Source organism: Rhodococcus sp. WAY2 (assembly GCF_009859915.1).
GTDB lineage: Bacteria > Actinomycetota > Actinomycetes > Mycobacteriales > Mycobacteriaceae > Rhodococcus_F > Rhodococcus_F oxybenzonivorans.
The window spans coordinates 5,491,173-5,517,867 of record NZ_CP046572.1 but is presented as its reverse complement, the minus strand read 5'-3'; the positions used below and the strand labels follow the sequence as shown (position 1 = coordinate 5,517,867).

Sequence of the window (26,695 nt, the reverse complement as noted above, 5' to 3'; positions counted from 1 at the left end):
GCGCCACAGTGTAATACGTAATGCCAGTCACAGTTAAGTGCGGTCATGCCCGGCACCGCAGAGGTCAGAGCTCTACACCGGCGAAGAGGTCACGCTCACGACCACGGTCGTCGACCTCCCCCGACCGACCACGGGCCAGCACGAAGTGTTCCTCCGAAAGGATCGGCTGGGCGACGGCGTTGGAGAGCGCGAACTCGGCACCTCCGGGCGCCACCCTCACCTGCGTGGCATGAGCCGCGAGTGCGGCCTGCTTGGCGTCCAGCACCGCCCGCACGTCGATCACCGTGGTGACCTGGGAGTCGGGCACGCTCGGTAGTTCGCCGGGCTCGGGCAGTCGCCATCCTTCGGGGAGGTCGCCGATCCGGCAGATCCCCGATTCGAGCGCGCTCGCCTCGGTGACCGTCCAGTACAGCTTGGCCACCGGCCACGGCTCACCGGCGTCGGGAAATGTCGTCGTCCCCGACGCCTCTACCGCCGCCTCCGTGAGGCGATGCGCCTGGATGTGGTCGGGGTGCCCGTAGCCGCCGTGCTCGTCGTAGGTGACGACGACGTGCGGTCGCAGCTCCCGGATGACCGCCACCAAGGCTACGATCGCCGTTTCTTTGTCGGCGTTGACGAAGGCGCGCGGATGAGCTGCCGAGGGCGTACCCGCCATTCCCGAATCGCGAAAGTGCCCCGCCCCTAACAGGAACCGCGGCCGGCCGGCGCCGAGAATCGACAGGGCAGACCTCAGTTCGCCGATCCGGTATCCGCCGAGCTGATCGGCGGCACCGGCAACGAGCCCGGCCCACTCGTCCCCGATCACCTCGCCTTCCTCACCCAGCGTGCAGGTCAGGACGTGTACCTCGACACCCTCGGCGGCGTAATGCGCGATGGTGCCACCGGTGGTGATCGTTTCGTCGTCGGGATGGGCATGGATGAAGAGAAGGCGCCGATCGGTCATTCCTCGATCCTGCTCCAACCGGACGCGTCACTGAAAATCCCTACCGGCACAGCGCCCGACAGCGACACTCCCTCGACACCGGGCCCTACCGCCACCAACGTGCGGTCCTGCATGATCGGTAGCACGGCAGCAAGATCCCACAGTCGGCGATCTGCGTCGGCCAGAGCCTGGGATACGTCACCCGCACCGCGCAACGCGGCGTCGATCGCGGGCTGCAGCGAGGGGTCGCACAGGCCGGACAGATTGGACGGCGCTTCCGCCTCTGCGGCGGAATTCCCTTCCGGTGCAGCCCCTTCGGCTCGAGCCGGCGTGTTCGTCGCTGCGGCGGGCGGGCAACTGTGCCGGGAGGCCAGCGCGGTTGCCGGATCGGAACCGTCGCGGGACCATCCGACGACGGCACCGATCTCGCCGCTCGTCAACGCTTCTCCGTACAACTCCTCCGCGGGTATTGCTTGCACACTGGCGTCCACTCCGGCACTACGCAGTTGGTCGGCAGCCGTGTTCGCGACAGCATTTGCGGTGTCATCCCCCTCCGGAGTTCCGATGACGAGCGAGAGCGGCACGCCACCACGGACGAGCCTCACCTGCGGCACGGTTGCGGCGGGATCGGGAGTGGGCGCGGCAATGTCGGAGACATAGCCGTATTCCGCGAGCTGCGCCAGCACCTGTTCGCGGGACGGGCGCGCGGGGGCGGTAGCGGTGTAACCCGGGTCGGACGGGGCGTACACCTGCGAGCGGGTGGGTACGGCGGCCGCTTCGCTTCCCGCCCCGACGACCGCCAGAAGGTCGGTATCGAGCAAGTCCAGCAGACTCCGCCGTACCCGGACGTCCGCGAGTTCGGGCACCCGTCCGTTGAGGGTCAGCGACAGCCCTCGCGGCTGGAACGACGCACCCGTGCGCACGGTCGGGATCGCCGCGAGCTGAGCGGAAGTGGCTGTGCCGCCGTGAATCTGCACGATCTGCGTGTCGTTGTTGCGCATCGAGTCGGCGAGCTGCGCGGGGGTTCCGTCACGCCGCATGAGTATCTGGTCCGGGGTCGCCGGCTTGTCCCAGAATCGATCGTTACGTTCGAGCAGAATTTCGTCGCGACCGCGGTCGATGTTTTTGATGTGGAAGTGTGCGCCCGACACCGGAATGTTCTCGGACAGCCCGGTGGCGAATCCCCCCGGCGAATCCTTGATCAGGTGCGACGGCAGGAGGTCGGTGAACAGCTCTCGCCACGCCGGGTACGCGGACTTCATCACCACGTTCACAGTCTTGCCACCGCCCGACGACCGCACGTCCTCGATGAGTTGATAGCCGGCCGGGTCGACGGCTCCCGGGGCGCTGATCATCTGCTGCCACAGGTAGCGGAAATCCTCCGCGGCGATCGGCGCACCGTCGGACCATTGCGCTTCGTTGCGTAACTGATAGGTGATGGTGAACGGTTCCTGCGACGAGACCTCGGCGGATATCACGAGCGAGGTATCGGGGATCCAGTTACTGCCACCCACACGCTGCGGGTCGGGGACGGGGCGGAACGGGCTCGGAAGGACGAGTGCACTGACGGCGGAGTTCGCCGGCGACTGATCCGACAGGAGATGCGGGTTGAATCCACTGCCGACGTCGTCGATGGCCACCACGACGGGCTGCTTCTCCGTGGGTGAGACGGTGGGTTTGGGGCTGTCGGTGCTCTCGACGGGAGGCGGCGGGTCGGCCGTACACGAGGTGAGGACCGTCGTGGACACTGCGAGAAACACCGCGGTGGTCACGAGCCCGCTGCCACGCCTTCGACGCCGAACTCCCCACGCTCTGTCGATCGAACCCCCAGCAACCACCGCGCCGCCTTTCCTCAGAGATACCGGAAGGCTCCGGAAACCCTCGAGCGAATGTACCTTCGGTCGGCGATCGACCGAAGGTACATTCGCCCGGTTGTGTCTTACGTGGTCGGACGCGGGACCTACAGGGCCGCCTTGTCGCGGGCCTTGGAACGCGAACGCTCACGGGCGCGGTCGGTGGCCGACAGGTGCACCTTGCGCACCCGCACGACCTCCGGGGTGACCTCGACGCACTCGTCGCCGGCGCAGAACTCCATCGCGCCCTCGAGTTCGAGCTTGATGGGCTTGGCGAGGGTCTCCATCACGTCGGCGGAGGACTGACGCATGTTGGTCAGCTTCTTCTCGCGGGTGACGTTGATGTCGAGGTCCTCCTGGCGCGGGTTGATGCCCACGACCATGCCCTCGTAGGTATCGGCACCCGGCTCGACGAAGAAGGTGCCGCGATCGGCCAGCTGGATCATCGCGAACGGGGTGACGGTGCCGGTGCGGTCCGAGACGAGCGAGCCGGTGTGGCGTGCCCGGATCTCGCCGGCCCACGGTGCATAACCGTGGAACACCGCATTGGCGATGCCGGTGCCGCGGGTCTCGGTGAGGAAGTCGGTACGGAAACCGATGAGGCCACGCGACGGGACGATGAACTCCATCCGAACCCAGCCTGCGCCGTGGTTCGCCATCTGGACCATCTTGCCCTTGCGGTTGGCCAGCAGCTGGGTGATGGCACCGAGGTACTCCTCGGGGCTGTCGATGGTGAGCTCCTCGAAGGGCTCGTGCACCTTGCCGTCGACCTGCCGGGTGACCACCTGCGGCTTGCCGACGGTCAGCTCGAAGCCTTCGCGGCGCATCTGCTCGACGAGAATGGCGAGCGCGAGTTCACCACGGCCCTGCACCTCCCAGGCGTCGGGGCGACCGATGTCGAGGACCTTGAGCGAGACGTTGCCGACGAGCTCCTGGTCGAGGCGGGACTTCACCATGCGGGCGGTGAGCTTGTGCCCACTGACCCGGCCGACGAGCGGCGACGTGTTGGTGCCGATGGTGACCGAGATGGCGGGCTGGTCGACGGTGATCCGAGGCAGCGGGACAGGGTTCTCCAGATCGGCGAGCGTGTCACCGATCATGATGTCGGGGAAACCGGCGACGGCGACGATATCGCCGGCAACCGCCCTCTCGGCAGGCTGACGCTCGACACCCTTGGTCGCGAGCAATTCGGTGATCTTGGCCTTGGTGACGACGGGCTCGCCGTCCACCTCACGGCACCAGGAGACGGTCTGGCCCTTGGTCAGCTCGCCGTTGTGGATGCGCACCAGCGCGAGGCGGCCCAGGAATGCGGAGGCGTCGAGGTTGGTGACGTGAGCCTGCAGCGGCGCGTCGACGTTGCCCTTGGGTGCAGGAACGTAGTTCAGAAGCACGTCGAACAGGGCGTCGAGGTTCTCGGCGTCCGGTGCGTGACCGTTCTCGGGCTGACTCTTGGACGCCTTGCCCTCACGGCCGGAGGCGTAGAGGACCGGGAGGTCGAGAGCGAGTTCGGCGGCTTCCGCGGCCTCGTCGTCGAGGTCCGAGGCGAGGTCGAGAAGCAGGTCGTGACTCTCGGAGACGACCTCTTCGATGCGGGCATCGGGACGGTCGGTCTTGTTGACCACGAGGATCACGGGCAGCGAGGCAGCGAGGGCCTTGCGGAGCACGAACCGAGTCTGCGGCAGCGGGCCCTCGGAGGCGTCGACGAGCAGGACGACACCGTCGACCATGGACAGGCCGCGCTCGACCTCACCACCGAAGTCGGCGTGGCCCGGGGTGTCGATCACGTTGATCACGGTGACGCTGCCGTCGGCATGGTGCTTGTGGACGGCAGTGTTCTTCGCGAGGATGGTGATGCCCTTCTCGCGCTCGAGGTCGCCGGAGTCCATGACGCGATCGACCAGCTCGGCGCGCTCCTCGAAAGCCCCCGATTGGCGCAGCATGGCGTCGACGAGAGTGGTCTTGCCGTGGTCGACGTGTGCGACGATGGCAACGTTACGGAAGCTGGTGATGGTCACGCGATGGCTCTCCTGGCTGAGTTGATTCGGCCACGCGAAAGTTCACTCGCACGACCTTCTGGCGGCCGCATTGTCATCCTGATTCAGAAATCCCTCGTCGAGGCGATGGCAAAATCGCTCATACAGGCATCGCGGCCACGTAAATACTACCCGCCCGCGGCCCGGTTCCGCGCATCGCGGACGTCGAGGGGCATCGGGCACCAGCGTAAAGTGATCTGCGCCACGCAATGTGCGGGCCGGTTCCAGGTCGGCAGCGGACGAAGTCGCGGCCACGCTAGCCTGGGTCGAGCGTCGCATCCGGTGTTCCGTCAGAGCTAGGGAGGCCGAGCCGAGCATGGGCAAGATCAAGGCCACCGAGGTTTCGGGCCTCAAGCCGAAGAAGAAGTGCTGCCGCAGCAAGAAGCGTTGCCTCAAGTGCCCGGTGGTCATCATGCGGATGAAGAAGCTCGAGAACGAAGGCGCCTCCAAGAAGGAACTGAAGAAGGGCCTCGTGAAGGCCCGTAAAACCTGAGCCGGCGACCGACCCGATCGACCGAAGTCCTCAGATTCCACCGTCGAGGTACGGACGCAGGTCCGGCACCCATCCCCGATCGTTGCCGACCAGGTCGATCTCCCCGAGCTCTCGGCCGTTCACCCACCGCACCTCGGCATGGTCGAGCGCGGACGGTGTTCCCGACACCAGGTCCACCCGGTAGGCGCGGAGCACGCGTCCGTCGGGAAGGGGCACGTCGTCCCCTACCCTCGTGCCCCCTGCCACCTCGACGCCGAGTTCTTCTCGCAGTTCCCGCCTGAGCGCGTCCTCGGCCGTTTCCCCTGCTTCGGCCTTGCCGCCCGGCAGTTCCCACAGGCCCGCCAGCTCGGGCGGTCGCGTCCGCTGGGCGAGTAGGAGGCGTCCGTCGACGATGATCGCCGCAGCCACCACTTCGCCGTTGTTCGTGGCGGGTCTTGCAGGTTCCGTCGACACCGCACCATCATGGGGTATGACCGAGTTGCTGTCAGACGGAAGTATCGATGCCGGGCTCGCCGGACTGCCCGAGTGGCGGCGCACCGGCGACTCGCTGGTCCGCACCATCGAGTCGCCGAGCTTCATCGACGCGATCGAACTGGTCCGCAAGGTTGCCGCGGCCGCCGAGGCCGCCAACCACCATCCCGACATCGACATCCGGTGGCGCAAGGTCACCTACACCTTGTCGACCCACTCGGCCGGGGGGATCACACAGCTCGATCTGGATCTCGCAGCACAGATCGACGTGCTGGCAGGGTAGGCGTCAGCTTCGCCCGCCTGCCCGCCCAGGCAATCCAGGCATACACGGCGAATGCGCCCACCACGTCGACAGTGCCGAGCCACGCGAGCACCGCAGGCCGTGAGATGAGCCAGATCGAGTCCTGGAAGAAGCTCAGAACCCACGGCACCCCGATCAGCGTCGTGACAAGCCAGTACCCCGCGACGACCCGGGTACCGAGCATCGATCCGTAGGGACCGTGAAGAAGCCAGATCAGCATCGGGATCACCCATACCCAGTGGTGTGACCATGAGATCGGGGACACGAGCAGTCCCAGCAGCTCCACGACGACGAGTGTGCCCAACCTGTCGTCGCGGGCGAGAGCGCGCCAGGCGAGCACCGCGAGGACCACGGTGAGCGCGACTCCCACCACCCAAACCGCACCCGTTCCGACGTCGTATCCGAGCAGCCTCGACAACGCCCCGCGCAGAGATTGGTTCCATACCGAACCGACCGGACCGATGCGATCTGCGTCCCCGAGGAGGTGGGTGAAATACTCGCGTGCCTCGGAACCGACCAAGAGATAACTGAGGCCGACGGTCGCCGCGAACGCGACGCCCGAGAAGACCGCCGCTTTCCACCTGCGCTGGAGCAGAAAATACAGCCCCGTGATGGCCGGGGTCAGTTTGATGCCCGCCGCGAAGCCGACGAGCGCACCCGACAGCCACCACCGTGAACTACGTACCGCAGTCATCACGAGCAAGGCGAGGAAGACATTGATCTGCCCGTAGTCGAGCGTGGTGCGCACCGGCTCCAGCCAGACGCCCACCGTCGTCCACAGAAGTGCCACCGTCCGCCAGTGGGGTCGACGGGCCGCCGCGCCGAGCACGAGACTCAAACTCATGCGGGCCAACGCATACAGCGCGAGGATGGTGAGCAACTGCCAACAGACGCCGACCAGGGTGAACGGCAGGAAGTGCAGGGGAAAGAAGACGAGCGCCGCGAAGGGTGGGTATGTGAACGGCAGTGGAAAGTCCGGTGTCACTTCCGAATAGGTGAAGTCGTACAGGTTGCCACCGCCGAGAGCCTCCGAACCGTCGACGTAGACGTGCAAGTCGACGAGGTTCATCCCGTTGGGGCTCAGCAGTGTCCACGCCATCCGTCCGAGCACCGACAACGCGAGAAGCACAGGCGCCCAGCGCAACAGCGCCCGGCTGCCGGAAACACGTTGTGACGAGGGAGAAGACGGGTCCTCGGAGTCCGATCCGCCGTCGGACGCTCCTTGGTGGGACGCTGCTTGGTCGGACACAGTGTGGCGCTCTCCCGTGAGGTGTGTAGACGTCTCAGCCGATCCCGAAACGGTCCCGCACAGCGTAGACGCCCGGCCACACACGCTCCGCTCTGTCCGTAGCAGCGCGTAACAGTTGCATCACCATCAACACTGATCACACCAGCCACAGGCTATGGTTCCGGGAAGGATCACCGCCGGGGTCACCATGCCATACACTCCCACCGGGGCGCCGCAGCTACCACGGGATGCACTCGTCAGCTGTACAACCCGGGGGCGCTGTACATAGAGTGGCCCCCCGAGCCGTAAGACGTGGATTGGATTGTCGTTCACGCTGTTATGACAAGGATGGGGAGACTGTGCTTCGAACCCGAGGTATGCGCAGGGCATTTACTGCTTTCGCAATTGCCGCAGCAGCAGCGATGGCAGTGCCGGTACAGGTATCCGCGCAGCCGACGCCGCCGCCCGTGCCCGAGGGCATGCCTGTGGAGATGCTCGCATCGTTCGCTCCCGCGATCATCGGCGCAGCCGCTGGTACCGAAGACATCGCTGCAGGCCCGCAGGCCGAACTTCTCGCGCAGGCACGCAACCTTCTCGAGTCTCCCGGCATTCCTCCCGAGATCAAGTCCACCCTCGAGCGCGTCATCACGTTCCTCGACGGCAGCGGTGGCGGCGGACCCGAAATCCCGCAGGACAACGCACCCGTCATCGCCCAGTTCCTGTACCCGACGCTCGGTAAGGGCTGCATCGGAGAGGGCGCCGATTCCGTCGGCACCGCACTCGCCGTGCCCGGACCCGCGCAGCTCCCGCCGCCCGGACCTGCGGCCGGACAAGCCGGCTTCGTGTTCACCGCGCTCGGAACCAGTGCGGTCGCTGCAGAGCAGCCCAATCCGCTGACCGTCACGTGGATCAACCTGGACAACCAGCGCCGCGAGACGCAGAACCTCACCAACGAGGCACGCATCAACCCTGACGGCCCTGCCACTCTGTCCGCGATCGCCGACACCGGCCCCGGTCGCGTCATCGCCGTCATCTCCGGCGGACTCACCACTCAGAAGGAAGGGGCGGCACCCATCACGTGCAGCTTCCTCCCGACCGTGGGTATGTTCCGCGTCGCATAGCAGTTCGACTTCACGAAAGGGCCCCCGGACTTCCGGGGGCCTTTTCGTCGGTCCAGCCCGATCACCGTGTGCCGACGACACCAGCGTGGTAGACCGAGGAATGCCCTCCACGCACTCGTTCCGCCGTTCTCGGCACGCCCACCGATCGATACTGTCGATTCGCTCGGAAGGGTCCATCCTCTCGATCGGGTCGGCCTACTCGGTTCTGTCGATCGGCAGCGTCGGCTCCGTCCTGTCGATAGGGTCGGCGGGCTCGATCGGGTCGGTGTTGAGCACGGGCTCGTTCGCCAGCCTGGGCTCTGCCCTGTCCGGACTCTCGGGCTGGTCTCTGATGTCCTGGCGGGGATGGCACGAGTCACCTCAGGAGCATCCCCAACTCACGGTCATCGCCGAAGAACCGGACCTTGCCCGGGACGCGACCGCGCACGTGCAGTCCTGAGCGCTACGACCCCGGCCGACCTTCCTTCGATCGGCGGGGCCAGCTCCGGCCTTCCAAGTTCTCTACCTCCGCGTTGAACTTCGACAGCAGTCGACGCAACTCTTCACGGTCGCCGTCGCTCCATCCGCCGATCACCCGTTCCACGCCGCTACGACTCAGCTGTCGATCACTGCGCAGGTGCTCGAGCCCGAGATCGGTGGCCTGCACCTTCCGCGCCAGTCCCCCGTCGGGGTCGGGGACGCGCTCGACCAGTCCTCGTCGCAGCAGTGCCCCGATCTGCCTGTTGATCGTCGAGATGTCCAGGCGGAACGCCTCCGATAGTTCTTTCAGAGTGACCGGATGCTCCAGTTCGAGGCGGCTGAGCAACAGATAGGCCGAGCGATCGATCTGCAATCCCGCCCGTTGGGAATGCACGTAGTGCCTCGACAACAAGGTCAGCTCGTTCTCGATGTCGGCCGTCACCGCCTCGCGATCGGACACCGTCACCTCCAGAAGTTTTCTTCATCCTGCCCGATCGGCAGCGTTGTGCACCATACACATGATGTGTAGGGTACACATCTCTGGTGTCGTGAACGCGTCGCGCCGAACCTGTACACCCCGGGAGGTGTCGATGTCCGTTCCACCGCCGAACGCCGGTATCCGAAGCCGGCGGCACGCACCGTCCCTCATCCTCGCCGTCCTCGGCTCGTGCGGGATCGTGGTGGCGCTCATGCAGACGCTCGTCATACCGATCATTCCCGAGTTGCCCCACCTCCTGGGGGCGAGTGCGGCGAATACGTCCTGGGCGGTCACGGCGACTCTGCTCGTCGCCGCCGTCGTCACGCCGATCAGCGGTCGACTGGGTGACATGTTCGGCAAACGCCGCGCCCTGATCGGGAGCCTCACACTGCTGGTGCTCGGATCGGCGGTGTGCGCGATGGCCTCCTCATTGATTCCGATGGTGACGGGTCGTGCCCTCCAGGGTGCGGCCATCGGCGCGATCCCACTCGGAATCGCCATCCTTCGCGACGTGCTCCCGCCGAAAAGGGTCGGCGGCGCGATGGCGGTGATGAGCGCGACCCTGGGAGTCGGGGGCGCCGTGGGATTGCCCATCGCCGCCACCATCGCGCACTACACCGATTGGCACATGTTGTTCGTCGTGTCCGCCGTACTCGGCTGCGCCTGTATCGCCCTGACCTTGCTCGTCATTCCCGAATCGCCCGTGCGGCGGCCCGGCCGCTTCGACTTCCTCGGAGCTGTCGGCCTGAGCGTCGTTCTCGTCACGTTCCTGCTGCCCATCACGAAGGGCGACGACTGGGGATGGGCGAGCGGGCAGACGCTAGGACTGTTCGCGACGTCGTTCGCGAGCCTGCTCCTGTGGGGGTTCCTCGAGCTACGGACCGCCGCACCCCTGATCGATCTCCGCGTGAGCGCACGACCTCCGGTCCTGTTCACCAACCTTGCCTCGGTTGCCGTCGGCTTCGCGATGTACGGCACCTCCCTCTCGTTCCCCCAGTTGCTGATGGCTCCGGAGTCGACCGGTTACGGGTTCGGCCTGTCGATGATCACCGCGGGCCTGGTTCTCGCTCCCGGCGGCCTGGTCATGATGGCGCTGTCCCCGGTATCGGCGCGCCTGTCCGCCTGGCGGGGACCGAGGGTGACCCTGATGACCGGCGCCGTGGTGATCGGCCTCGGTTACGCGGTCGCGTACGTGGCGGTGTCCGCGGTCTGGCAGGTCCTGCTCGCCGGAATGGTGATCGGCGCGGGCATCGGCCTGTCGTACTCCGCCATGCCCGCCCTGATCATGAGTGCGGTTCCCATCACGGAATCGGCGGCGGCCAACGGATTGAATTCACTGATGCGGTCGATCGGCACATCCACGTCGGCAGCCGTCGTCAGCGTGATCCTCGCGGGAATGACGGTCACCGTCGGCACGGCCGTCATCCCGTCGCTCGATGCTTTCCGCGCCGGGTTCATCGCCTCGATCATCGCCTCGATGGTCACCCTGGTTTTCGCCTGGCTGATCCCGTCGCCGAGGAAGGACCTACGACCCGTTGACGAAGAACGCGGTGTAGAGGACGGAGGCGATCGTGTAGCCGAAATCGATGAGCAGATCCATGGTGGAACTCCCGGTGTCGAAGTGAATGAAGTGACACCTGATGCATCGGCGTCGGCTCGCCGAGCGTTTCACCTCGCATCTCGCCCAGCGGAAACTTCCCCACGAACCGACTGAAACGTGTTCTCATTTCCGTAGGCGCACCCCTACGGGCGCCACGAGGGAAGGACACGGGGATGTCGTGGAGTCGGGCCGAACTGAACGACGCGTTTGCGCACTACCAGCGAACGGTCAGCCGGTGCGTCGAACTCGGGAATTGGAACGGCTTCGCCGATCTGTTCACAGAGGACGCCACCTATGAGGAACACGCGTTCGGGAATTTCGAGGGCCGCGAGGCCATCCGGGTATGGGTCACGCGGACCATGTCGACGTTTCCCGGCAGCCGGATGACACAGTTTCCCGCGAACTGGCACGTGCTCGACGAAGAACGCGGGTGGGTGATCTGTGAGATCGACAATCCTATGGAAGATCCCGGAGACGGTTCAGTGCACGCGGCCGCCAATATCACGATTCTCCACTACGCGGGCCACAACCTGTGGTCGCGGGAAGAAGACGCGTACAACCCGCTGAATTTTCTCGCCACGGCCAAGAACTGGTGCCGCGCAGCGGAAACCGCGGGAAAACTTCCCGACGACGCTCGCGAGTGGCTCGTTCGGATGGGCGAGAAAATCTCTGGCTAGCCGCCTCGGCACAGGTTAGCGGCGGAGCGAGCCCGAACGCTCACCACTGGCCGTAATCGGGCGCGAGAATGTCATTGAGGTCGATGCCGACTCCGTCGACAGTTCTGGCATCGATTTCGTACTGGTGCAGATGAGCTTTCGGGTGGACGTACCCCTCCGGAGTGCCCCAGTCGTGCTGCCAGTACCACGACCCGAGTCCGGCGAGAATAGCCAGATCCAACGTCGGCGAGTTTGCGTAGATACCCGTATTCGCCTTGCCTACCACCGATTCCCACCCCGCGAGATACGGCGCGATCATCGTGAGGAAGTCTGCGGGCGTCGGATTGTCGTCGATCGATGCATAGATCGGCCGATTCTCGGGACCTCCGGCGGCAAGGTGGAGTTCGAGTCCACGCTCCGCGTGACGCTTTCCGGCTTCGAATCCGCCGCGCCAATCCGCCGTCGACCCCTTGCCGAACTGGTAGCACGACACGACGGACAGCCCCGCCTCTTGCAGAGCGCTCGCCTCGTCGGCGCGGAGCGGCTTGCCCACCATCCACTCGGCTCCCGGTCGCCGGTCCGACACGTAGCGGATGGCCCCGGCGTATCCGGCTGCGCTGATCGCCTCGGCGGACGGAACGCCACCCGAGTAGTCGATGAGTGTGCCGAGGCTGTCGGCGTGCGCCACCGCGCCCGACACCAGGGTGGAAGTGAGCGCGGCCACTCCGGCCACGGCCGACCCCGCGGCCGCATACCGGAACAAGTCCCGTCGAGAAATATGCACTGTGCCCCTCATATCCAATCGGTCGCGCCCCGGCGTGTCGTCGACAAGTGTTTCTGCTCAGTCGCTATGTTGTTCGGTTTGCATTCCACCACACTCACTGGTGTCCCGCCAGCCACTTGGACGACATCAGTCACACTGGACACTCCCACGGCCGGGACGCGACATCGCCCTCATCACTGCGCTGCGTCGTTGTGGCGCGCAGCCGCCTGCCGGGGCGCCGTGAGAGACCCCACGTTGCACGTTACTTCAGATAACACTTACCTTGGGGCTGTGGGGCATAGACGCCTCGCACGACAGTTCGTTCCATCGCGAAAGGGCGGTGCGTCATGAGCATTGCGGTTGTCTCGATTCTGATCGCCATCGGGCTCGCTCCACTCTTCGTGAGCGGCGGCGCAGGGCTCGACTTCCGGGCCCGCCAACTCGAATACCGGATGCGGGCCCGCCACTGAGGCAGAGAGTTACGCCTTCGCCGCGAGGGCGAGTGCGGTCGATCCCAGTTTAGGCAGACGAAGGTCGGCAATAGGCGTGAGCATGTTGCCCAGCCGATTCGTGACGAAGGCAATCGACAGGCCCGTCTCCGCGTCCGCGAACGCACCCGACCCGCCCAAGCCGTAGTGCCCGAACGTCTTTGACGGCTGGGTGCGTCTCGCCACCATGCCGGCGTGGTAGCCGAGACGCCAATTCATGGGCAGACCCAGCACGTAGTCGCGACCCGTGGTCTGCACCTCACCGAGTTGCGTCACGACATCGGGTGCGAGGAACTCGACGCCGCCCACCGATCCGCCGTTTGCCAACGCCCCGTACATCTTTCCGAGCGCGCGGGCGCTGAACACTCCATTCCACCCGGGCATAACGCTGTCGTGAACAGCCGGGTTGCGGACGAGTAGATCGAAACCTGCCGGCATTCCGGCATCAGCGACGTTGCGCAGTCCCGGAAGTCGAGACATCGCAAAGGACGTCGCGGCCCAGGGGACACCGAACGGGTTGATGTGCGGAAAGGTCCGGGCGATCCGGCCGCGTTCGTCGAGCGGAACCGCGTACCAGAAGTCTTTCACCCCGAGCGGTTCGGCGATCTCGGTTTTCACCAGCTCGGTGAAGGGCTGTCCCGACGCCCGCGACGTCACTTCGGCGATCAACGAACCGAACGTGACCGCGTGATACCCGGGAGCGCGCAGTCGGCGGCGATCGGGGGTCGCGGCAGCCAGCGCGGCGCTGACGAGGGAGTGGTCCATCAGGCTCAGCGGTTCGGGCACCAGGCCGCGAACCCGATGGAGTCCGGCACGGTGCGACAGCAGCTCGCGTACCGTGATCGCCTCCTTACCCGCCGCTGCGAACTCGGGCCAGTACTGCGCGATAGGGACGTCGTAATCGATGAGGCCGCGCCCCGCCAGTCGGTGTAGCACCGTGGATGCGACACCCTTACCGGTGGAGAAGGTCAGCGTGACAGTGTCGCCGTTCCACTGCGTCTTCCGGCTGGCCCAGCCCGCCCAGACGTCGACGACGGGCTCGCCGTGCAGATAGACCGACAGGGCGCCGCCGCCCTGCCTCGTGTCGCGGAACAGCTGAAAGAACTGGTCCACGAGCCTTCCGAAGCGCCGGTCCACCAGCATCCCTGCCGGCGGCCGCGCCGTTCGGCCGATCAACGGCCACGGCGTTGTGGTCGTCATGCCTGTTGTCCTAACAGTCTTTTCCCGTGAGCACTGTGCACACCTACTTCCTCTGTACACACCACGGAGGCTGCGGGTGGCGGTTGGCGGCCTACGTGACCGGTTCGTGGCCATACCGCAACGGAAAATGCGCCTGAACAGCGCACGAGCACCGCTTTTGCTATTTCGGTTCGAGTGAGCGGAAGTAGTCCGAGCGGACCTCTACGTCCTCGACGAGACGGGTGGTGGTCTGCACTCCCAGCGCGTGCTCCTTGAGCAGGTCACACAGCCGGTCCCCGTCGATGAGATCGATAGGCGGTGCTCCGTCACGCTTCGACTCGGTGCGGGCGTCACCAGTGAAGGTGCCGGTGGTGATGAGTAGCCCCTTCTCGCCGCGACCAGCCATTGCGCCACGGAAGTCGCGCACGGCGCCGGCGCCGACACTGCCGTTGTGACGCTTGCACTGGAAGAAGACCGGAAAGCTGAGCAGCGACAACTGGTAGACGCCGAGACCCTCGATGTCGCCCTCTCCCCCGCGCCACGTGACGGATGCGCTCGAGAACCCCGCTTCGCGCAGCAATCGCTGCGTAAGGCGTTCGAACGCGGCGGGCGACATCTTCAGAACGGTCTCGAGGAGCACGTCTTTCCAGCCGGCATCGGTGTCGACTTCGGTGATGTTCGTTTCCGGTTCGTCGGTCCTGCGAGACGCGGCCTTGGCCGATTTTCGGGCAGCGTTCCTTTTGCGGTTCTCCGCCGAGGACTCGGCATGCAGAGGCCGGATCTGACTTTCGGTGACCTCGCGGCCCTTCTCCGTGACACTCCACACCCCGCGGCGGCTGTTCGTGAGCAGACCCATCCCCTTGAGGTGGGTGCGGGCCCACGCCAGCCGGTATTCGATCTCGGTGCTCGGCCCGTCTCCGTGCAGCACACCCTGAACGTCGGACGACAGTCCTTCACGCTCGATGACCGCGTTGTCGAGTTCTTCGTTGGACGCCGAACCACCGAGCGCAATCACGGCCTGAAGTGCTGGCCACAGGAGGTCGACGTACCGAGGAACCTGAACAGTCATGGCGACAAGCATGCCGGAATCGACCGGGCCCCCCACACACCGGACCCCGATCCGTTCACCCGGGCGAATTCTGCAACTGCCGAGCCTCCTCGCGGTTCTCGAGCTGTGCCCGGTAGATCGTCTTTCCGGATCGCCGCACGATGAGATATGCGAGGGCGACGGCAACCATTCCCGGGGCCAGCACACCGATGCTGCCTGTCATCTCGGCCACCATCAACATCACCGCGAGCGGCGCCCGGGCGATGCTGCCGAAGCAGGCCATCATGCCGACGATGACGAACGGTGCCGGACTGTCGGAGACGCCGGGAGCGATCGGTTCGAGCAGGCGCCACACCGCGGCACCGGTGAATGCCCCGATCACCATGCCGGGGCCGAAGATACCGCCGGAACCACCGGACCCGATGGACAACGAGGTGGCGAGAATCTTCGCGAACGGCAGCAACAGCACCACCCACAGAGGAATGGCCGCGAGGTCGACGCGGGCCATCGATTGCTGGATCCAGCCGTATCCGCTGCCGAGCACCTCGGGTAGTGCCAGCGCCATCAGCCCGACGAGTAGCCCCCCGACCGCCGGTTTGACGATGCGACTGCCCGGCAGCCGGTGGCTCAGGTCGACGAACGCATAGAACGTCCCGCTGTACAGCAATCCGATCAGTCCTGCCAGAATTCCGATGATCGCGAACCACACCAACTGTATGGGGGATTCGAACGTGTACTCCGCCGCGGCCGCACCGAACAACGGCCCGAAACCGAGGATGCTGCCGAACACCGAGTAGCTGACGATCGAGGCGACCATGCCCGGCACGAGTACGTCGTATTCGAAGTCGTCCTTGTAGGGAATCGCGCAACACAGCACCGCCCCTCCCAGAGGTGCACCGAAGATCGCGCCGATGCCGGACCCGATGCCCACCGCGACAGCGATTCTGCCGTCGCGGTCGGACAGGTCGAGCTTGCGGGCGAGTAGCGAGCCGAAACCTGCCGAGATTTGCGCCGTCGGCCCCTCACGGCCGCCCGACCCGCCCGACCCGATGGTGATCGCGGAGGCGACCAGCTTGACCAGGACGACGCGGATCCGGATCATCCGCGGATTGCGGTGAAACGCCTCGATCGCCGCATCGGTTCCGTGCCCTTCAGCCTCCGGCGCCAGGGTGAACACGATCACTCCGGAGACAAGCCCGCCCAGTGCCACCACGAGTGGGACGGCCCAGGGGCGGGTGAATTCTCCGCTCCCGGCTGCACCGCCGTCTCCCGCCGCAGTCGGGGGCTGATACCCGGCGAGTTCACCGAGGAGCAGATGCGTAGCCCCTGCGAGGGCGACGGAGAACACCACCGCCCCCAGCCCTGCGATTGCGCCGATGACAATTCCCAGCACGAGCCACTTCGGTAGGTAGCTCGCATTCCGGACCCACCTTGCCACCGACGTCGGGATCGATCGCACGGCCTTCGCCAGGTGCGCCACGCGGGTCACTCCAGCTTTCCGAAGACCGTCCGGCCCTCCAGAATCGTGGCGAGCACCTCGAGATCCGCGATGTCGTCCGGGTCCACGCGCAACGGATTGGCCGACAGCACCACGAGGTCGGCGTGCTTGCCGGGTGTGATCGATCCGATGGCATCCTCACTTCGCAGGTGCCATGCCGAGTTGATCGTCTCCGCTCGCAGCGCCTCGAGGACGGGAATTCGTTCCTCGGGTGCGAGGACGCGGCCCGACCGCGTCCGGCGTGTGACCGCATCGGTGATATTGCGTAACGGGTTCGTGGGAGTGACCGGACCATCGTTGTGGAACGAAATACGCTGACCGGCCGCGATGGCCGAAGCGGCTGCCGCCCAACGAGACCCGCGCTCGGCTCCGAACAGGTCGTCGACGAGGACGTCACCCCAGTAGTAGAGATGGTCGACGAACATACTGCAGGTGACGCCCAGTTCCGTCGCTCTGCGGAACTGCTCCGGTCGCATCGCGCCTACGTGCTCGAGGCGCAGACGGTGGTCTTCGCGCGGTACTTCAGTGAGCATTCTCTCCCACGCGTCGAGGACCAAGCTGACCGCGTCGTCGCCGTTGGCGTGACACGAAATCTGCCAGCCCTTCTCGAAATAGGGCCGGCTGATGTCGTGGACCTCCTCGGCCGTGTAGTTCGCCTTGCCGCGTGTTCCGGCGAGCCCCAGCGCCCGGGTGACCTCCGAGTCGATGTACGGAAAACTGGTGGCGGCGTTGCCGACCCACGGAGACCCGTCCGACCAGATCTTGATACCCACCTGCCGCAGAAGGTCGTTCCCGACACCCGGCGACACCGCAGTGGCCCGTTGAGGATTCGACATCTCGTAGAGACGCAGTCGAGTGGTGAGCGCACCGGACCGTGCGATCGCCGTCAACGTCGCACTGAATCGAGGGTCGAACGCCATCTCACTCACGGTGGTGATGCCCACAGCGTTCATTCGTGCGCATTCAGCCGCGAGAAGCTCTGGCAGCCGGGCGGTAGCGCCGGCAAGCACATTGGCGGCCACCGCCATGACGGCGGGCGCTTCGAACGCCGAACCGTCGAGTTCGCCCGACGGGCCCCTGCCGTAACTTCCCCCTTCGGGGTCGGGCGTCTCGCGGGTGAGCCCGGCGTCGCGCGCTGCGACATCGTTGAAGTAGGCGACGTGCCCGGTGTTGTGCAGGATCACCATCGACGTCTCGGGCGCAACCGAATTGAGCCATTCCCGCGTCGGAGCGGGCAACCCCTTCTGCAGCAGCGGATCCCATCCGTTGAAGACGACACCCTCCTGGTGCTCGCCGACGGCCCGGCGGACGGTGTCGACCACCGTGTCGGCATCGGCGATGGTGACGGGGCGGATGTCCACCACGGGCTCGCCGAGCAGGACGGCCGAGTTCAGCGGATGCCCGTGGGCCTCGACGAACCCCGGCATGATGCACGCGCGGTGCACGTCCACCGTTGCGGTGGTGGGTCCGATCAACGGGAACACCGCGGCGTCATTTCCGACAGCGGCTATCCGCCCGTCGCGCACAGCAACGGCCTGCGCTCGCGGCCGCGTGTCGTCCATGGTGACCACGTCACCGAACAGCACCAGATCCGCTGCCTTCTCGTCGTTCGTGCCCATCAGTGCACCCTCCCGTCAGACCGGGCGCGGGCGAGTGCCCGCACGCCGGCAGCGAGCGTCGACTGGAACTTCAGATTACAACCCGGAATGCAGGCCATAGGGAGAAATAGACAGCAAGAAGTTCCTGTCTCGGACAGCGATGACCCGAGCACTGACCGATGGGGTTCGCGGCGACGGCGCAGCGGGGTACTAGACGGCGCAGCGGGGCACTACCGGAGTCGGGCCACCGTCGGAGTGGGGCTCGGCCGCACCGTCATGCACTGAGCTCCGGTATCGCCGGTCAATTACCCTCGACCGTGACGTCGGCCTGGTCGACGTTCACTCCCTCACCGGGGTTCGCCGTACCGTTCACGGAAATCCGGCCTTTGTCGACACCCTGCGCGACGAGCGCGTCGGCGACCGCATTGGCGCGTTGCTCGGCGAGTGCCTCCGCCGCAGCCTCATCGGAGTTGGCGGCGTACGCCGTGATTTCGACCTTGTTGTCGCTGGCTTTCAGTGCGGCGGCCACCGCGTTGATGGTCACGCCGGAGACGGCATTGAGTTCGGCGGACCCCGACTCGAACCCGATGGGGACCGCCGAGATCGCCGAATTGATGGCGTTCTGCGTAGCCTCGCGGGCCGTGTTCACCGCCGAGGAGGCGGTGGCCTGCACGCTGCTCATCGCCCCTTCCATACGGTCCGACATCGACGCCGACGTCGTCGTCGTTGCTATCGGGGCCTGATCGGAGCTGTCGTCGGTGCAGCCGGCAGCGCCTACGACGGCGAGGGCCGCCACTGCAATGCCGCTGACGAGGGTCTTGCGCATCATGGATCCCCTATACGTGTGTATTGCCGGAAGCCTTCTCGTGAGGATAGCCGCGGTGCGAGCCCTCGACGGTGGTATTCGCACGAGTCCGAGGAGATCCGCCGGATACGTGTAGAGCTGCCATCGGCGCCGCCACCGATTATTTACTTTCCGTTCCTCGCAATTCAATCTCTCGAATTGCGATCCCCATTCGATCACGGTAAGAAGGTGAACGGCGCCCGCTCAGCGCCACAAATTCCCACGACCGAGCAAGGAGTTATCAGCATGGATCTGTCCTTCCTTTCCGAGTTCTTTACCGCGATCTCCGACTTCGTCGGTGCCCTCGATTTCTTCTCGGGCTCCGCTGAGGCACTGAGCGGTACGGAAGAAGCCGCATAGGCATCCGCTCCACTAGGCTGGCCATTTGCGCTGGTAGCTAGCTCGACAGCACGCGACGGTGCTCGCCCGTTCCCTAGGCGAGCACCGTCGCTTTGTCATTTCGCAGTTAATTATTGGTTCAACTGGACGCAAATCACAAGCGTGTAACGGAACCGCACACGCGCATCAACACTCGTGATCGTCGGACATAACCGCTATTTTGGTCGAACGACCAGTTGCATAATTCCCAAGATCAACTTCAATACGCCGAGGATTAACTTACTCAACGCCCTGTCTTTACGCATTGCGCATACCAACCGGCAGTTCACCCGTCGGATTGAGTGCACATCTGTACACTCAAACCTCATGACTCAATCCGAGCTGCGGCGTCGATCCGAAATACAGGCACTCGCCCGGCTGGCCCTCGACGAAATCGGGGGTGCGGCAGACGGCATCGGGTCCATACACCGCGCCATCGCGACCCGCATCTTCGCCGGCATCCGCGCAGGCCTCGGGCCTTCGGTGCTACCTGTGCAGTCGCTGCACGACGCTCTCTCCGACACGATCTACACCGCTGTCGCGAGCACCGCTCGCGTCGGCGGCGCTCTGGCCGGACATCTGCTCGACCTGCCGACTTCCGACAACGTCCCGCCGTCGCAGACCAAAGCCGGTGCTCAGGTGATCGCCATCATCTCGGGCCTGATCGGTGACGTGCTGGAAACGGAGGGCTCCCCCCTCGCGGAACCGATGGCGGTGCGTGTCGACGGGGCAGCTGTCCCCGTGGACAGCGGCGCGCTCGCAGCAGCGTTTCCCGAGGCGAGCCCACGTATCGTCGTCTTCCTCCACGGCCTCGTGGAAACCGAGAGTGCGTGGACGCTCGGCGGAAGGCCGACCTACGGCGAACGCCTCGAAACCGATGCAGGGTTCACAGCGCTGCAGATCCGGTACAACTCAGGACGCCACATCTCCGACAACGGGAAGTCCTTGTCCGAACTTCTCGACACGCTGACCGCGCGGTGGCCGGTCGAGATCGAGTCGATTGCCCTGGTCGGGCATTCGATGGGCGGACTGATCGCCCGTAGCGCCTGCTACGCCGCCGCCAAGGACGATCGACCATGGGTACAGCAGGTACGGCAGGTCGTGAGCCTCGGATCCCCACACCTCGGGGCGCCGCTCGAGCAGGCGGTGCACTACGTGAGCGCAGCGTTGGCGGCACTGCCCGAGACGCGTGCGGTCTCCGGATTGCTCCGTCGGCGGAGCGCGGGTATCCGCGACCTCAATCAGGGGTCGCTGGTCGACGAGGACTGGCGCGACCGCGACCCGGACGCGCTACGTGCGGCTGCCTGCAACGAGGTGCCCCTGCTCGAGGGCGTGATGTACTTCTTCGTCTCCGCCACCATCACGCGAAGTCCCAGGCATCCCCTGGGACGTCTGCTCGGTGACGGCATGGTTCTCGTGCCGAGCGCATCGGGCCGCAATAGAACTCGGATGATCGGGTTCCGCGAGGAGGACGGGATGCACCTGGCCCCCGCGAACCATTTCACGATGCTCAACCACGACTCGGTGTACGAGAAACTTCTCGGCTGGCTGACGTCCGCGACACCGGAGTCGGCCGGAAAGCCCCCGAACCCCCCGGCCGACTCTGGTCGTCACGAACTGGAGTCGTGATCGCATCAGGTTAACGCGACTCGGGCCGGCCGTCGGCTGTCTGTTTTCCCAGACTCCGCGGAGCACCGGTTATGTTGCCTCACAGGCTTCGAAAGCCGATCAGGCCATCGTCGTCTGCCACACGATGGCGGCCGCAAGCGCGCCTGCACCGTTCAACGACCAGTGCAGCGCAATCGGCGCGATGAGGCTACCGCTTCGGCGGCGCAACCACGTGAAGACGACGCCCGCCGCGGCGGTGGCTACGACCGCGGCGAGAACGCCGAGTATCTGACCGAGCAGCCCACCGCCGAGGAACCCTGACAGTCCCTTGTTCCCCGAGGTCAACCCGAGCGAAGACGCGATGTGCCAGAGGCCGAACAGAAGCGACCCTGCCGCGAAGACTCCGCGCGCACCGTAGACGCGCTCCAACGTTCCGTGGAGGACACCGCGGAACGCGAGTTCTTCCGGGATGACGGTCTGCAACGGGATCACGATCATCGAGGCGATGAGCGCCCCGGAGAGGGTGGCATACCGGTCGGCCATGAAGAACGGGCGAGTGATGGGTAGCGCTGCGCCGATCGCCACGACACCGATGACGATGGCCATCGCGGCCAGGGCGTACACCGACCCACGCCGCAAGTGGCGGGGTGAGAGTCCGAGTTCGGCCCAGCCGAGCCCTCGGCGACGCGTGAGAACGAGGAGGACAACGGCGGAGATGGGGACGGTCGCGATACTCGCCCACACGGTGGTGAAGTGCGCGATCAGGTTGGTGGCCGCGAGGACGATCACCACGATCGCGATGTCGAGGTAGGCGTGCAGCACGGGTTTGCCCGCGCGCTCGTCGCCGGATCCGGGTTCGACGGCAGTCACACAGCCAGCTGGTGAGGTCATGAGGTCAGCCGCAGTCGTTCGTGTCGTCGCATCAATTCAAGTGTACGGATTTGTCTGTGAGAACCCTGTGACAGCTATTTGAGAAACCCTGTGACAGGGGCCACAACGTCGCCCCCGGCCTCTGCCGCCTCACGTAGCCGCGTCTAGCCTGAGTACGAACTTCACACCCCTCGCTGTCCAGGAGATAGAATGGCCGACTTCCTCTACGAGGACTTGCTGCCGATCGGTGACGACCCCACCGAATATCGGTTGCTGACCACCGAGGGGGTGTCGACCGTCGAAGGACCGGACGGCCGCACCTTCCTGTCCGTCGAGCCCGAGGCCCTTCGCCTCCTGACCGAGACCGCTCTCCACGACATCTCGCATTACCTGCGCAGCGACCACCTGACGCAGCTGGCGAGCATCCTGGACGACCCGGAAGCCTCCGGCAACGACAAGTTCGTCGCCCTGGACCTGCTCAAGAACGCGAACATCTCCGCGGCGGGCGTCCTCCCGATGTGCCAGGACACCGGCACGGCGATCGTCATGGGCAAGCGCGGTCAGCACGTCCTCACCCCGGGTGACGACGAGAAGGCCATCGCGCGGGGTGTGTACGACGCGTACACCCGGTTGAATCTGCGCTACTCCCAGAACGCTCCGATCACCATGTGGGAGGAGAAGAACACGGGAAGCAACCTTCCCGCGCAGATCGAGCTGTACGCCGACACCGCGGCAGGTCACGAGAACTCCTACAAGTTCCTGTACATGGCCAAGGGCGGCGGCAGCGCCAACAAGTCGTATCTGTTCCAGGAGACCAAGGCCATCCTGAACCCGGACGGCATGATGCGGTTCCTCGAGGAGAAGATCCGAGCGCTCGGCACCGCCGCCTGCCCGCCGTATCACCTCGCGATCGTCGTCGGCGGTACCTCGGCCGAGTTCGCGCTGAAGACCGCGAAGTACGCGTCCGCGCACTACCTCGACGAGCTTCCGAACGAGGGTGCGATCACCGGTCGCGGCTTCCGGGATCTCGACCTCGAGGAGAAGGTGCTCGAGCTGACCCGCCAGATCGGAATCGGTGCGCAGTTCGGCGGGAAGTACTTCTGCCACGACGTCCGCGTCATCCGCCTTCCGCGGCACGGTGCGTCGCTGCCTGTCGCACTCGCCGTGTCCTGCTCCGCGGACCGCCAGGCCAAGGCGAAGATCACTCCTGAGGGCGTCTTCCTCGAGCAGCTCGAGTTCAATCCCGGCCGGTTCCTCCCCGAGGTCACCGACGCCCAGCTCGACGCCGAGACCGACGGTGTGTCCGGTACCGGCAAGGGTGCCGCAGTGAAGATCGACCTCACCAGGCCGATGCCGGAGATCCTTGCCGAGCTGTCGAAGCACCCGGTGAAGACTCGCTTGTCGCTCACCGGCCCGCTCGTTGTCGCCCGCGACATCGCGCACGCCAAGATCAAGGAGCGACTCGACGCCGGCGAGGACATGCCGCAGTACCTCAAGGACCACCCGGTGTACTACGCCGGCCCTGCCAAGACCCCCGACGGCATGGCGTCCGGTTCCTTCGGACCCACCACCGCCGGTCGCATGGACTCCTACGTCGAGCAGTTCCAGGCGGCGGGCGGCTCGATGGTCATGCTCGCGAAGGGCAACCGCTCCAAGCAGGTCACCGATGCGTGCAAGAGCTACGGCGGCTTCTACCTCGGGTCGATCGGCGGTCCCGCGGCGCGTCTGGCCCTCGACTGCATCAAGAAGGTCGAGATAGTCGAGTACGAAGAGCTCGGCATGGAAGCGGTGTGGAAGATCGAGGTCGAGGACTTCCCCGCGTTCATCGTCGTCGACGACAAGGGCGAGGATTTCTTCGCCGGTGTCTCGACTCCCACCCTCACCATCGGCAAGCGCCCGGGGCTCTAGGCGCTCCGCGCTCGTGCGCCTTTCTGGTAGCTGGGACTACCGAAAAGGCGCACGGGCGGAAGCCAGGGCAGTCAGCGTTTCGGCGCTGCTGTAGCGGGGCTGCCAGCCGAGGTTCTTCTTCGCCTTCGAGGTCTCCATCACCACGGACGTGCGCCCGGTGTGCAGCCATTCCAGCATGGCCGGCACCGCCGGGAGCCATTCGAGGGCTGCCGAGGTGGCCTGCGCGACGGCCAAGGGGATTCGAACAGGCCTCGCACCCAACGCTGTCGCCACCGCGGACAGCGACACGGTTCCGTCCCCGGCGAGGTTGTACGCGCCGGGCAGTGCGTCCGTCGTGACCGCCGCGTCGATCGCCGCGGCCACGTCGTCGTGGTGGACCAGTTGCAGCGGGATGCCGGGGTCGGGAAAGAGCGGGCGCGGAAGGGGCAGCGCACCGACGACCTTCGTCAGGACTCCGGGGAGGCGATCGGCGACCTGACGCCACGGCATGGCGTCGGCCAGCGCGGTGGCGTTCGGTCCGGCGACGATGCACGGTCGGAGCACGAACACCTCGAGCCCGTTGCCGTCGGTGATTTCTGCCAGCACCGTCTCGAGTTCGGCCTTCTGTCCCGAGTAGTAGTGCTGCCGGGATCCTCGGGTGGGCACGTCCTCGGTGAGCGGGGTCGGATTGTCGGAGTGATACCCGTAGGCCGCCACCGAGGAGGTGTACACCAACCGGGTGGGGCGGGCGGCCGCGACAGTGGCTTCGAAGACGTTTCGCGTTCCGGTGAGGTTGATCCGATTGCTGTCGGCTCGCGATCCCATGATGAGGAACGCGAGGTGAACAACCACATCGGCTTCACCGACGAATCGCTCGACCGCAGCGCGGTCGAGGATGTCACCTTGCCGATATTCCGTCTTGGTCCATCCGCGCTCGCCTGGGTCGAACGGCCGTCGCGCCATGCCGAGGATCCGGTCGACGGTGGGGTCGTTCTCGAGCGCGGCAACCGCGGCGAGGCCGATCTCGCCGGTGGGGCCGGTGACAGCAACGGTGATGCCCATGGGTTCCACATTTCCCCGCGGAGGCCGTATCGAAACTTCCGCCTCGGTGCGGCCGAGCACGCTGTTAGCGTGGTCGGCAGACTCTGCACGGCAACCGAGGGGACAGCCATGACGTTCAGTCTTGCTCTCACGCCAGCTCAGAAGGATCTCGTCGAGCGGACGCACAGTTTCGCCGAAGACGTGATCCGGCCGGTCGCCGCCGAGTACGACCGCAAGCAGGAGTTCCCGTGGGACGTCCTCGAGAAGGCGGCAGCAGAGGGGTTCTACAGTCCACTGTTCTACCGCGACCTGATCGGTGATCCGACGGGATTGTCGTTGCCGTTGTTCATGGAGGAACTGTTCTGGGGTTGTGCAGGAATAGGACTCGCGGTCGTGATGCCGGCGCTCGCCTTGTCGTCGATCGGCCAGGCCGCGACTCCGGGGCAGATGCTCCGGTGGGCGCCCGAATGCTTCGGGCAGCCGGGAAACCTGAAACTCGCGGCCCTGTGCATCTCGGAACCGGAGGGCGGAAGCGACGTGCGGAACTTGCGGACCACCGCGACGCGGGACGGTGACGAATGGGTCATCGAAGGTCACAAGATGTGGATCGGGAACGGCGGCATCGCGGACGTGCACGTCGTCAATGCGACGGTCGACCCCGACCTCGGTCATCGCGGACAGGCGCTGTTCGTCGTGCCCGGCGGCACGCCGGGTATCGAGCTGGTGCGCAAACTCGACAAGCTGGGATGCCGCGCGTCCCACACCGCCGAGCTGAAATTCCATCAGGTGCGGGTGCCGGCGGATCATCTCCTCGGCGGTGACGACAAGCTGCAGAGCCGTATGAAGAAGGCTCGCGCAGTGCAGGAGGAGGTCGCGACAGGTGCACCGCGCCGGAAGTCGGCGACACTCGGCACGTTCGAGCAGACGCGTCCCATGGTTGCCGCGCAGGCGCTGGGAATCGCCAGGGCAGCACTCGAATACGCAACCGAGTACGCAAACCGTCGCGCTGCCTTCGGCGGCCCGATCATCGACAACCAAGGCATATCGTTCCCTCTTGCCGAACTCGCCACCGAGATCGATGCGGCGCGGCTGCTGACGTGGCGGGCGTCGTGGATGGCTGCGGCCGGCGTCGAATTCCGGCACGGCGAAGGCTCGATGGCCAAGCTCGCGGCCTCGGAGGTCGCGGTGAAGACGACGGAACGCGCGCTCCAGACGATGGGCGGCTGGGGTTACATCAGCGACCACCCCGTGGAGAAGTGGTACCGGGATGCCAAGCTGTACACCATCTTCGAGGGCACCAGCGAGATTCAGCGGATGGTGATCGGGCGGGCACTGGGAGCAGCAGACGGCGCCCCTCCCCTGCATTTCGATCAGGCGACCGAGGGAACCGCTTTCAATCGGCGCTTCGGCCGGGGCACGTCGGTGCGCACCAGGGCCGGGGAATTCGCGATGTCCATGAAGGATCGGATGCCCGAGTCGGCGCAGCGACTGGCGATGCGCGTACTGGCGCCGCCGAAGAAGTGATCAGGTCCAGAGTGCGGCCACCAGAACGGTGACGACGGCCAAACCCCCGACCACGTGCACCAGTCCCGGTTTCTCCTGCCCGCGTTTCTGCCTGCCGCGCAGAATTTCGGCGAGCGCCACCACCACGAGGGACAGCAGAAGTTTCACACCGATCTTGACGTGGTTGTACTCCTTGTCGAGGGCCCCTTCACCGAGTCCGACGAGGATCAGTCCGGTGACGAACTGGAGTCGGGCACCCCACACGATCACCTCGGAGATCCGCGGAGCCGACAACACAGCGAAGTAGCCACCCACGAGTGCAGCCATGCCGAGTAGGTGGCCTACGAAGACGATGTTGTACACGACGGACATATG

At 65.6% G+C, this 26,695-nt stretch carries 25 protein-coding genes; 10 read left to right on the top strand and 15 right to left on the bottom strand.

The window, feature by feature from the left end:
* Window positions 1–64: 64 nt before the first annotated feature.
* The 3 genes from mshB to typA all read right to left on the bottom strand — a co-directional run bounded on the left by mshB (window position 65) and on the right by typA (window position 4,790).
* Window positions 65–943 carry an N-acetyl-1-D-myo-inositol-2-amino-2-deoxy-alpha-D-glucopyranoside deacetylase gene (gene mshB, locus GFS60_RS24790; RefSeq protein ID WP_159925386.1) on the bottom strand — a complete coding sequence of 293 codons (879 nt, stop codon included), beginning with the start codon at window positions 941–943 and terminating at the stop codon, window positions 65–67.
* Window positions 940–2,760, bottom strand: coding sequence for an ABC transporter family substrate-binding protein (locus GFS60_RS24785; protein WP_159925384.1), 1,821 nt, complete (start codon window positions 2,758–2,760; stop codon window positions 940–942). The genes mshB and GFS60_RS24785 overlap by 4 nt, the downstream gene beginning before the upstream one ends.
* 122 nt (window positions 2,761–2,882) lie before the next feature.
* Complete coding sequence (typA, locus tag GFS60_RS24780; RefSeq protein WP_109331922.1) at window positions 2,883–4,790, bottom strand: translational GTPase TypA; 1,908 nt, start codon at window positions 4,788–4,790, stop codon at window positions 2,883–2,885.
* 334 nt (window positions 4,791–5,124) lie between these two features.
* On the opposite strand from typA, the gene GFS60_RS38700 reads away from it, so the two are divergent.
* A complete protein-coding gene (locus GFS60_RS38700) occupies window positions 5,125–5,301 on the top strand; it encodes a hypothetical protein (protein WP_201453443.1) in 177 nt (58 codons plus the stop codon).
* 30 nt (window positions 5,302–5,331) lie between these two features.
* Here GFS60_RS38700 and GFS60_RS24775 read toward each other — a convergent pair whose 3' ends face one another.
* Window positions 5,332–5,712, bottom strand: a complete 381-nt coding sequence (locus tag GFS60_RS24775) for a (deoxy)nucleoside triphosphate pyrophosphohydrolase (RefSeq protein ID WP_159927515.1) — start codon at window positions 5,710–5,712, stop codon at window positions 5,332–5,334.
* A gap of 58 nt (window positions 5,713–5,770) precedes the next feature.
* Between GFS60_RS24775 and GFS60_RS24770 the strand changes: the two genes are divergently transcribed.
* On the top strand, window positions 5,771–6,055 hold the full coding sequence (locus GFS60_RS24770) for a 4a-hydroxytetrahydrobiopterin dehydratase (RefSeq protein ID WP_109335254.1): 285 nt from the start codon (window positions 5,771–5,773) through the stop codon (window positions 6,053–6,055).
* Here the strand turns inward: GFS60_RS24770 and GFS60_RS24765 are convergent.
* The gene (locus GFS60_RS24765; RefSeq protein ID WP_159925382.1) at window positions 6,003–7,322 is read right to left on the bottom strand and encodes a mannosyltransferase; all 1,320 of its coding nucleotides are present in this window, start codon (window positions 7,320–7,322) and stop codon (window positions 6,003–6,005) included. The genes GFS60_RS24770 and GFS60_RS24765 overlap by 53 nt on opposite strands.
* 338 nt (window positions 7,323–7,660) lie before the next feature.
* On the opposite strand from GFS60_RS24765, the gene GFS60_RS24760 reads away from it, so the two are divergent.
* Together GFS60_RS24760 and GFS60_RS24755 are read left to right on the top strand one after the other, a co-directional pair.
* Window positions 7,661–8,422 carry an Rv1157c family protein gene (locus tag GFS60_RS24760; RefSeq protein ID WP_442972171.1) on the top strand — a complete coding sequence of 254 codons (762 nt, stop codon included), beginning with the start codon at window positions 7,661–7,663 and terminating at the stop codon, window positions 8,420–8,422.
* A 100-nt stretch (window positions 8,423–8,522) separates the two neighbouring features.
* A complete protein-coding gene (locus GFS60_RS24755; protein ID WP_159925380.1) occupies window positions 8,523–8,861 on the top strand; it encodes a hypothetical protein in 339 nt (112 codons plus the stop codon).
* Between the two features lie 3 nt (window positions 8,862–8,864).
* Here the strand turns inward: GFS60_RS24755 and GFS60_RS24750 are convergent, their stop codons facing one another.
* Window positions 8,865–9,347, bottom strand: coding sequence for a MarR family winged helix-turn-helix transcriptional regulator (locus GFS60_RS24750; protein ID WP_159925378.1), 483 nt, complete (start codon window positions 9,345–9,347; stop codon window positions 8,865–8,867).
* A 124-nt stretch (window positions 9,348–9,471) separates the two neighbouring features.
* Between GFS60_RS24750 and GFS60_RS24745 the strand changes: the two genes are divergently transcribed.
* Together GFS60_RS24745 and GFS60_RS24740 are read left to right on the top strand one after the other, a co-directional pair.
* Window positions 9,472–11,073, top strand: a complete 1,602-nt coding sequence (locus GFS60_RS24745) for an MFS transporter (protein WP_159925376.1) — start codon at window positions 9,472–9,474, stop codon at window positions 11,071–11,073.
* Between the two features lie 59 nt (window positions 11,074–11,132).
* Window positions 11,133–11,636, top strand: a complete 504-nt coding sequence (locus GFS60_RS24740) for a nuclear transport factor 2 family protein (RefSeq protein ID WP_159925374.1) — start codon at window positions 11,133–11,135, stop codon at window positions 11,634–11,636.
* Window positions 11,637–11,676: 40 nt separating this feature from the next.
* Here the strand turns inward: GFS60_RS24740 and GFS60_RS24735 are convergent, their stop codons facing one another.
* Window positions 11,677–12,411, bottom strand: coding sequence for a DUF1906 domain-containing protein (locus GFS60_RS24735; protein WP_109331950.1), 735 nt, complete (start codon window positions 12,409–12,411; stop codon window positions 11,677–11,679).
* 314 nt (window positions 12,412–12,725) lie between these two features.
* Between GFS60_RS24735 and GFS60_RS39955 the strand changes: the two genes are divergently transcribed.
* Complete coding sequence (locus GFS60_RS39955) at window positions 12,726–12,848, top strand: hypothetical protein (RefSeq protein WP_268962523.1); 123 nt, start codon at window positions 12,726–12,728, stop codon at window positions 12,846–12,848.
* Window positions 12,849–12,857: 9 nt separating this feature from the next.
* Here the strand turns inward: GFS60_RS39955 and GFS60_RS24730 are convergent, their stop codons facing one another.
* From GFS60_RS24730 to GFS60_RS24710, 5 genes are all read right to left on the bottom strand, one after another.
* Window positions 12,858–14,066: a serine hydrolase domain-containing protein gene (locus tag GFS60_RS24730; protein WP_159925372.1), complete on the bottom strand. Its 1,209-nt coding sequence runs from the start codon at window positions 14,064–14,066 to the stop codon at window positions 12,858–12,860.
* A 160-nt stretch (window positions 14,067–14,226) separates the two neighbouring features.
* A complete protein-coding gene (locus GFS60_RS24725) occupies window positions 14,227–15,126 on the bottom strand; it encodes a restriction endonuclease (protein ID WP_109331952.1) in 900 nt (299 codons plus the stop codon).
* Window positions 15,127–15,169: 43 nt separating this feature from the next.
* Window positions 15,170–16,582 carry a chloride channel protein gene (locus GFS60_RS24720; protein ID WP_159925370.1) on the bottom strand — a complete coding sequence of 471 codons (1,413 nt, stop codon included), beginning with the start codon at window positions 16,580–16,582 and terminating at the stop codon, window positions 15,170–15,172.
* Window positions 16,579–18,210 (bottom strand): amidohydrolase, encoded by a 1,632-nt coding sequence (locus tag GFS60_RS24715; protein ID WP_159925368.1) that lies wholly within the window; start codon window positions 18,208–18,210, stop codon window positions 16,579–16,581. The genes GFS60_RS24720 and GFS60_RS24715 overlap by 4 nt, the downstream gene beginning before the upstream one ends.
* Before the next feature lie 280 nt (window positions 18,211–18,490).
* Window positions 18,491–19,018, bottom strand: a complete 528-nt coding sequence (locus GFS60_RS24710; protein WP_236603282.1) for an OmpA family protein — start codon at window positions 19,016–19,018, stop codon at window positions 18,491–18,493.
* A 720-nt stretch (window positions 19,019–19,738) separates the two neighbouring features.
* Between GFS60_RS24710 and GFS60_RS24705 the strand changes: the two genes are divergently transcribed.
* Window positions 19,739–21,040: a lipase family alpha/beta hydrolase gene (locus tag GFS60_RS24705; protein ID WP_159925364.1), complete on the top strand. Its 1,302-nt coding sequence runs from the start codon at window positions 19,739–19,741 to the stop codon at window positions 21,038–21,040.
* 99 nt (window positions 21,041–21,139) lie between these two features.
* Here the strand turns inward: GFS60_RS24705 and GFS60_RS24700 are convergent, their stop codons facing one another.
* On the bottom strand, window positions 21,140–21,910 hold the full coding sequence (locus GFS60_RS24700; RefSeq protein WP_159925362.1) for a CPBP family intramembrane glutamic endopeptidase: 771 nt from the start codon (window positions 21,908–21,910) through the stop codon (window positions 21,140–21,142).
* A gap of 189 nt (window positions 21,911–22,099) precedes the next feature.
* Here GFS60_RS24700 and GFS60_RS24695 point away from each other — a divergent pair, with 189 nt between their 5' ends.
* Entirely contained in the window at window positions 22,100–23,797 is a 1,698-nt protein-coding gene (locus GFS60_RS24695) for a fumarate hydratase (RefSeq protein WP_109331958.1), read from the top strand.
* Window positions 23,798–23,833: 36 nt separating this feature from the next.
* Here the strand turns inward: GFS60_RS24695 and GFS60_RS24690 are convergent, their stop codons facing one another.
* Window positions 23,834–24,838, bottom strand: coding sequence for an NAD-dependent epimerase/dehydratase family protein (locus tag GFS60_RS24690; protein ID WP_159925360.1), 1,005 nt, complete (start codon window positions 24,836–24,838; stop codon window positions 23,834–23,836).
* 108 nt (window positions 24,839–24,946) lie between these two features.
* Between GFS60_RS24690 and GFS60_RS24685 the strand changes: the two genes are divergently transcribed.
* Window positions 24,947–26,341 (top strand): acyl-CoA dehydrogenase family protein, encoded by a 1,395-nt coding sequence (locus GFS60_RS24685; RefSeq protein ID WP_159925358.1) that lies wholly within the window; start codon window positions 24,947–24,949, stop codon window positions 26,339–26,341.
* Here GFS60_RS24685 and GFS60_RS24680 read toward each other — a convergent pair whose 3' ends face one another.
* Window positions 26,342–26,692: a hypothetical protein gene (locus GFS60_RS24680; RefSeq protein ID WP_109331972.1), complete on the bottom strand. Its 351-nt coding sequence runs from the start codon at window positions 26,690–26,692 to the stop codon at window positions 26,342–26,344.
* Window positions 26,693–26,695 lie beyond the last annotated feature (3 nt).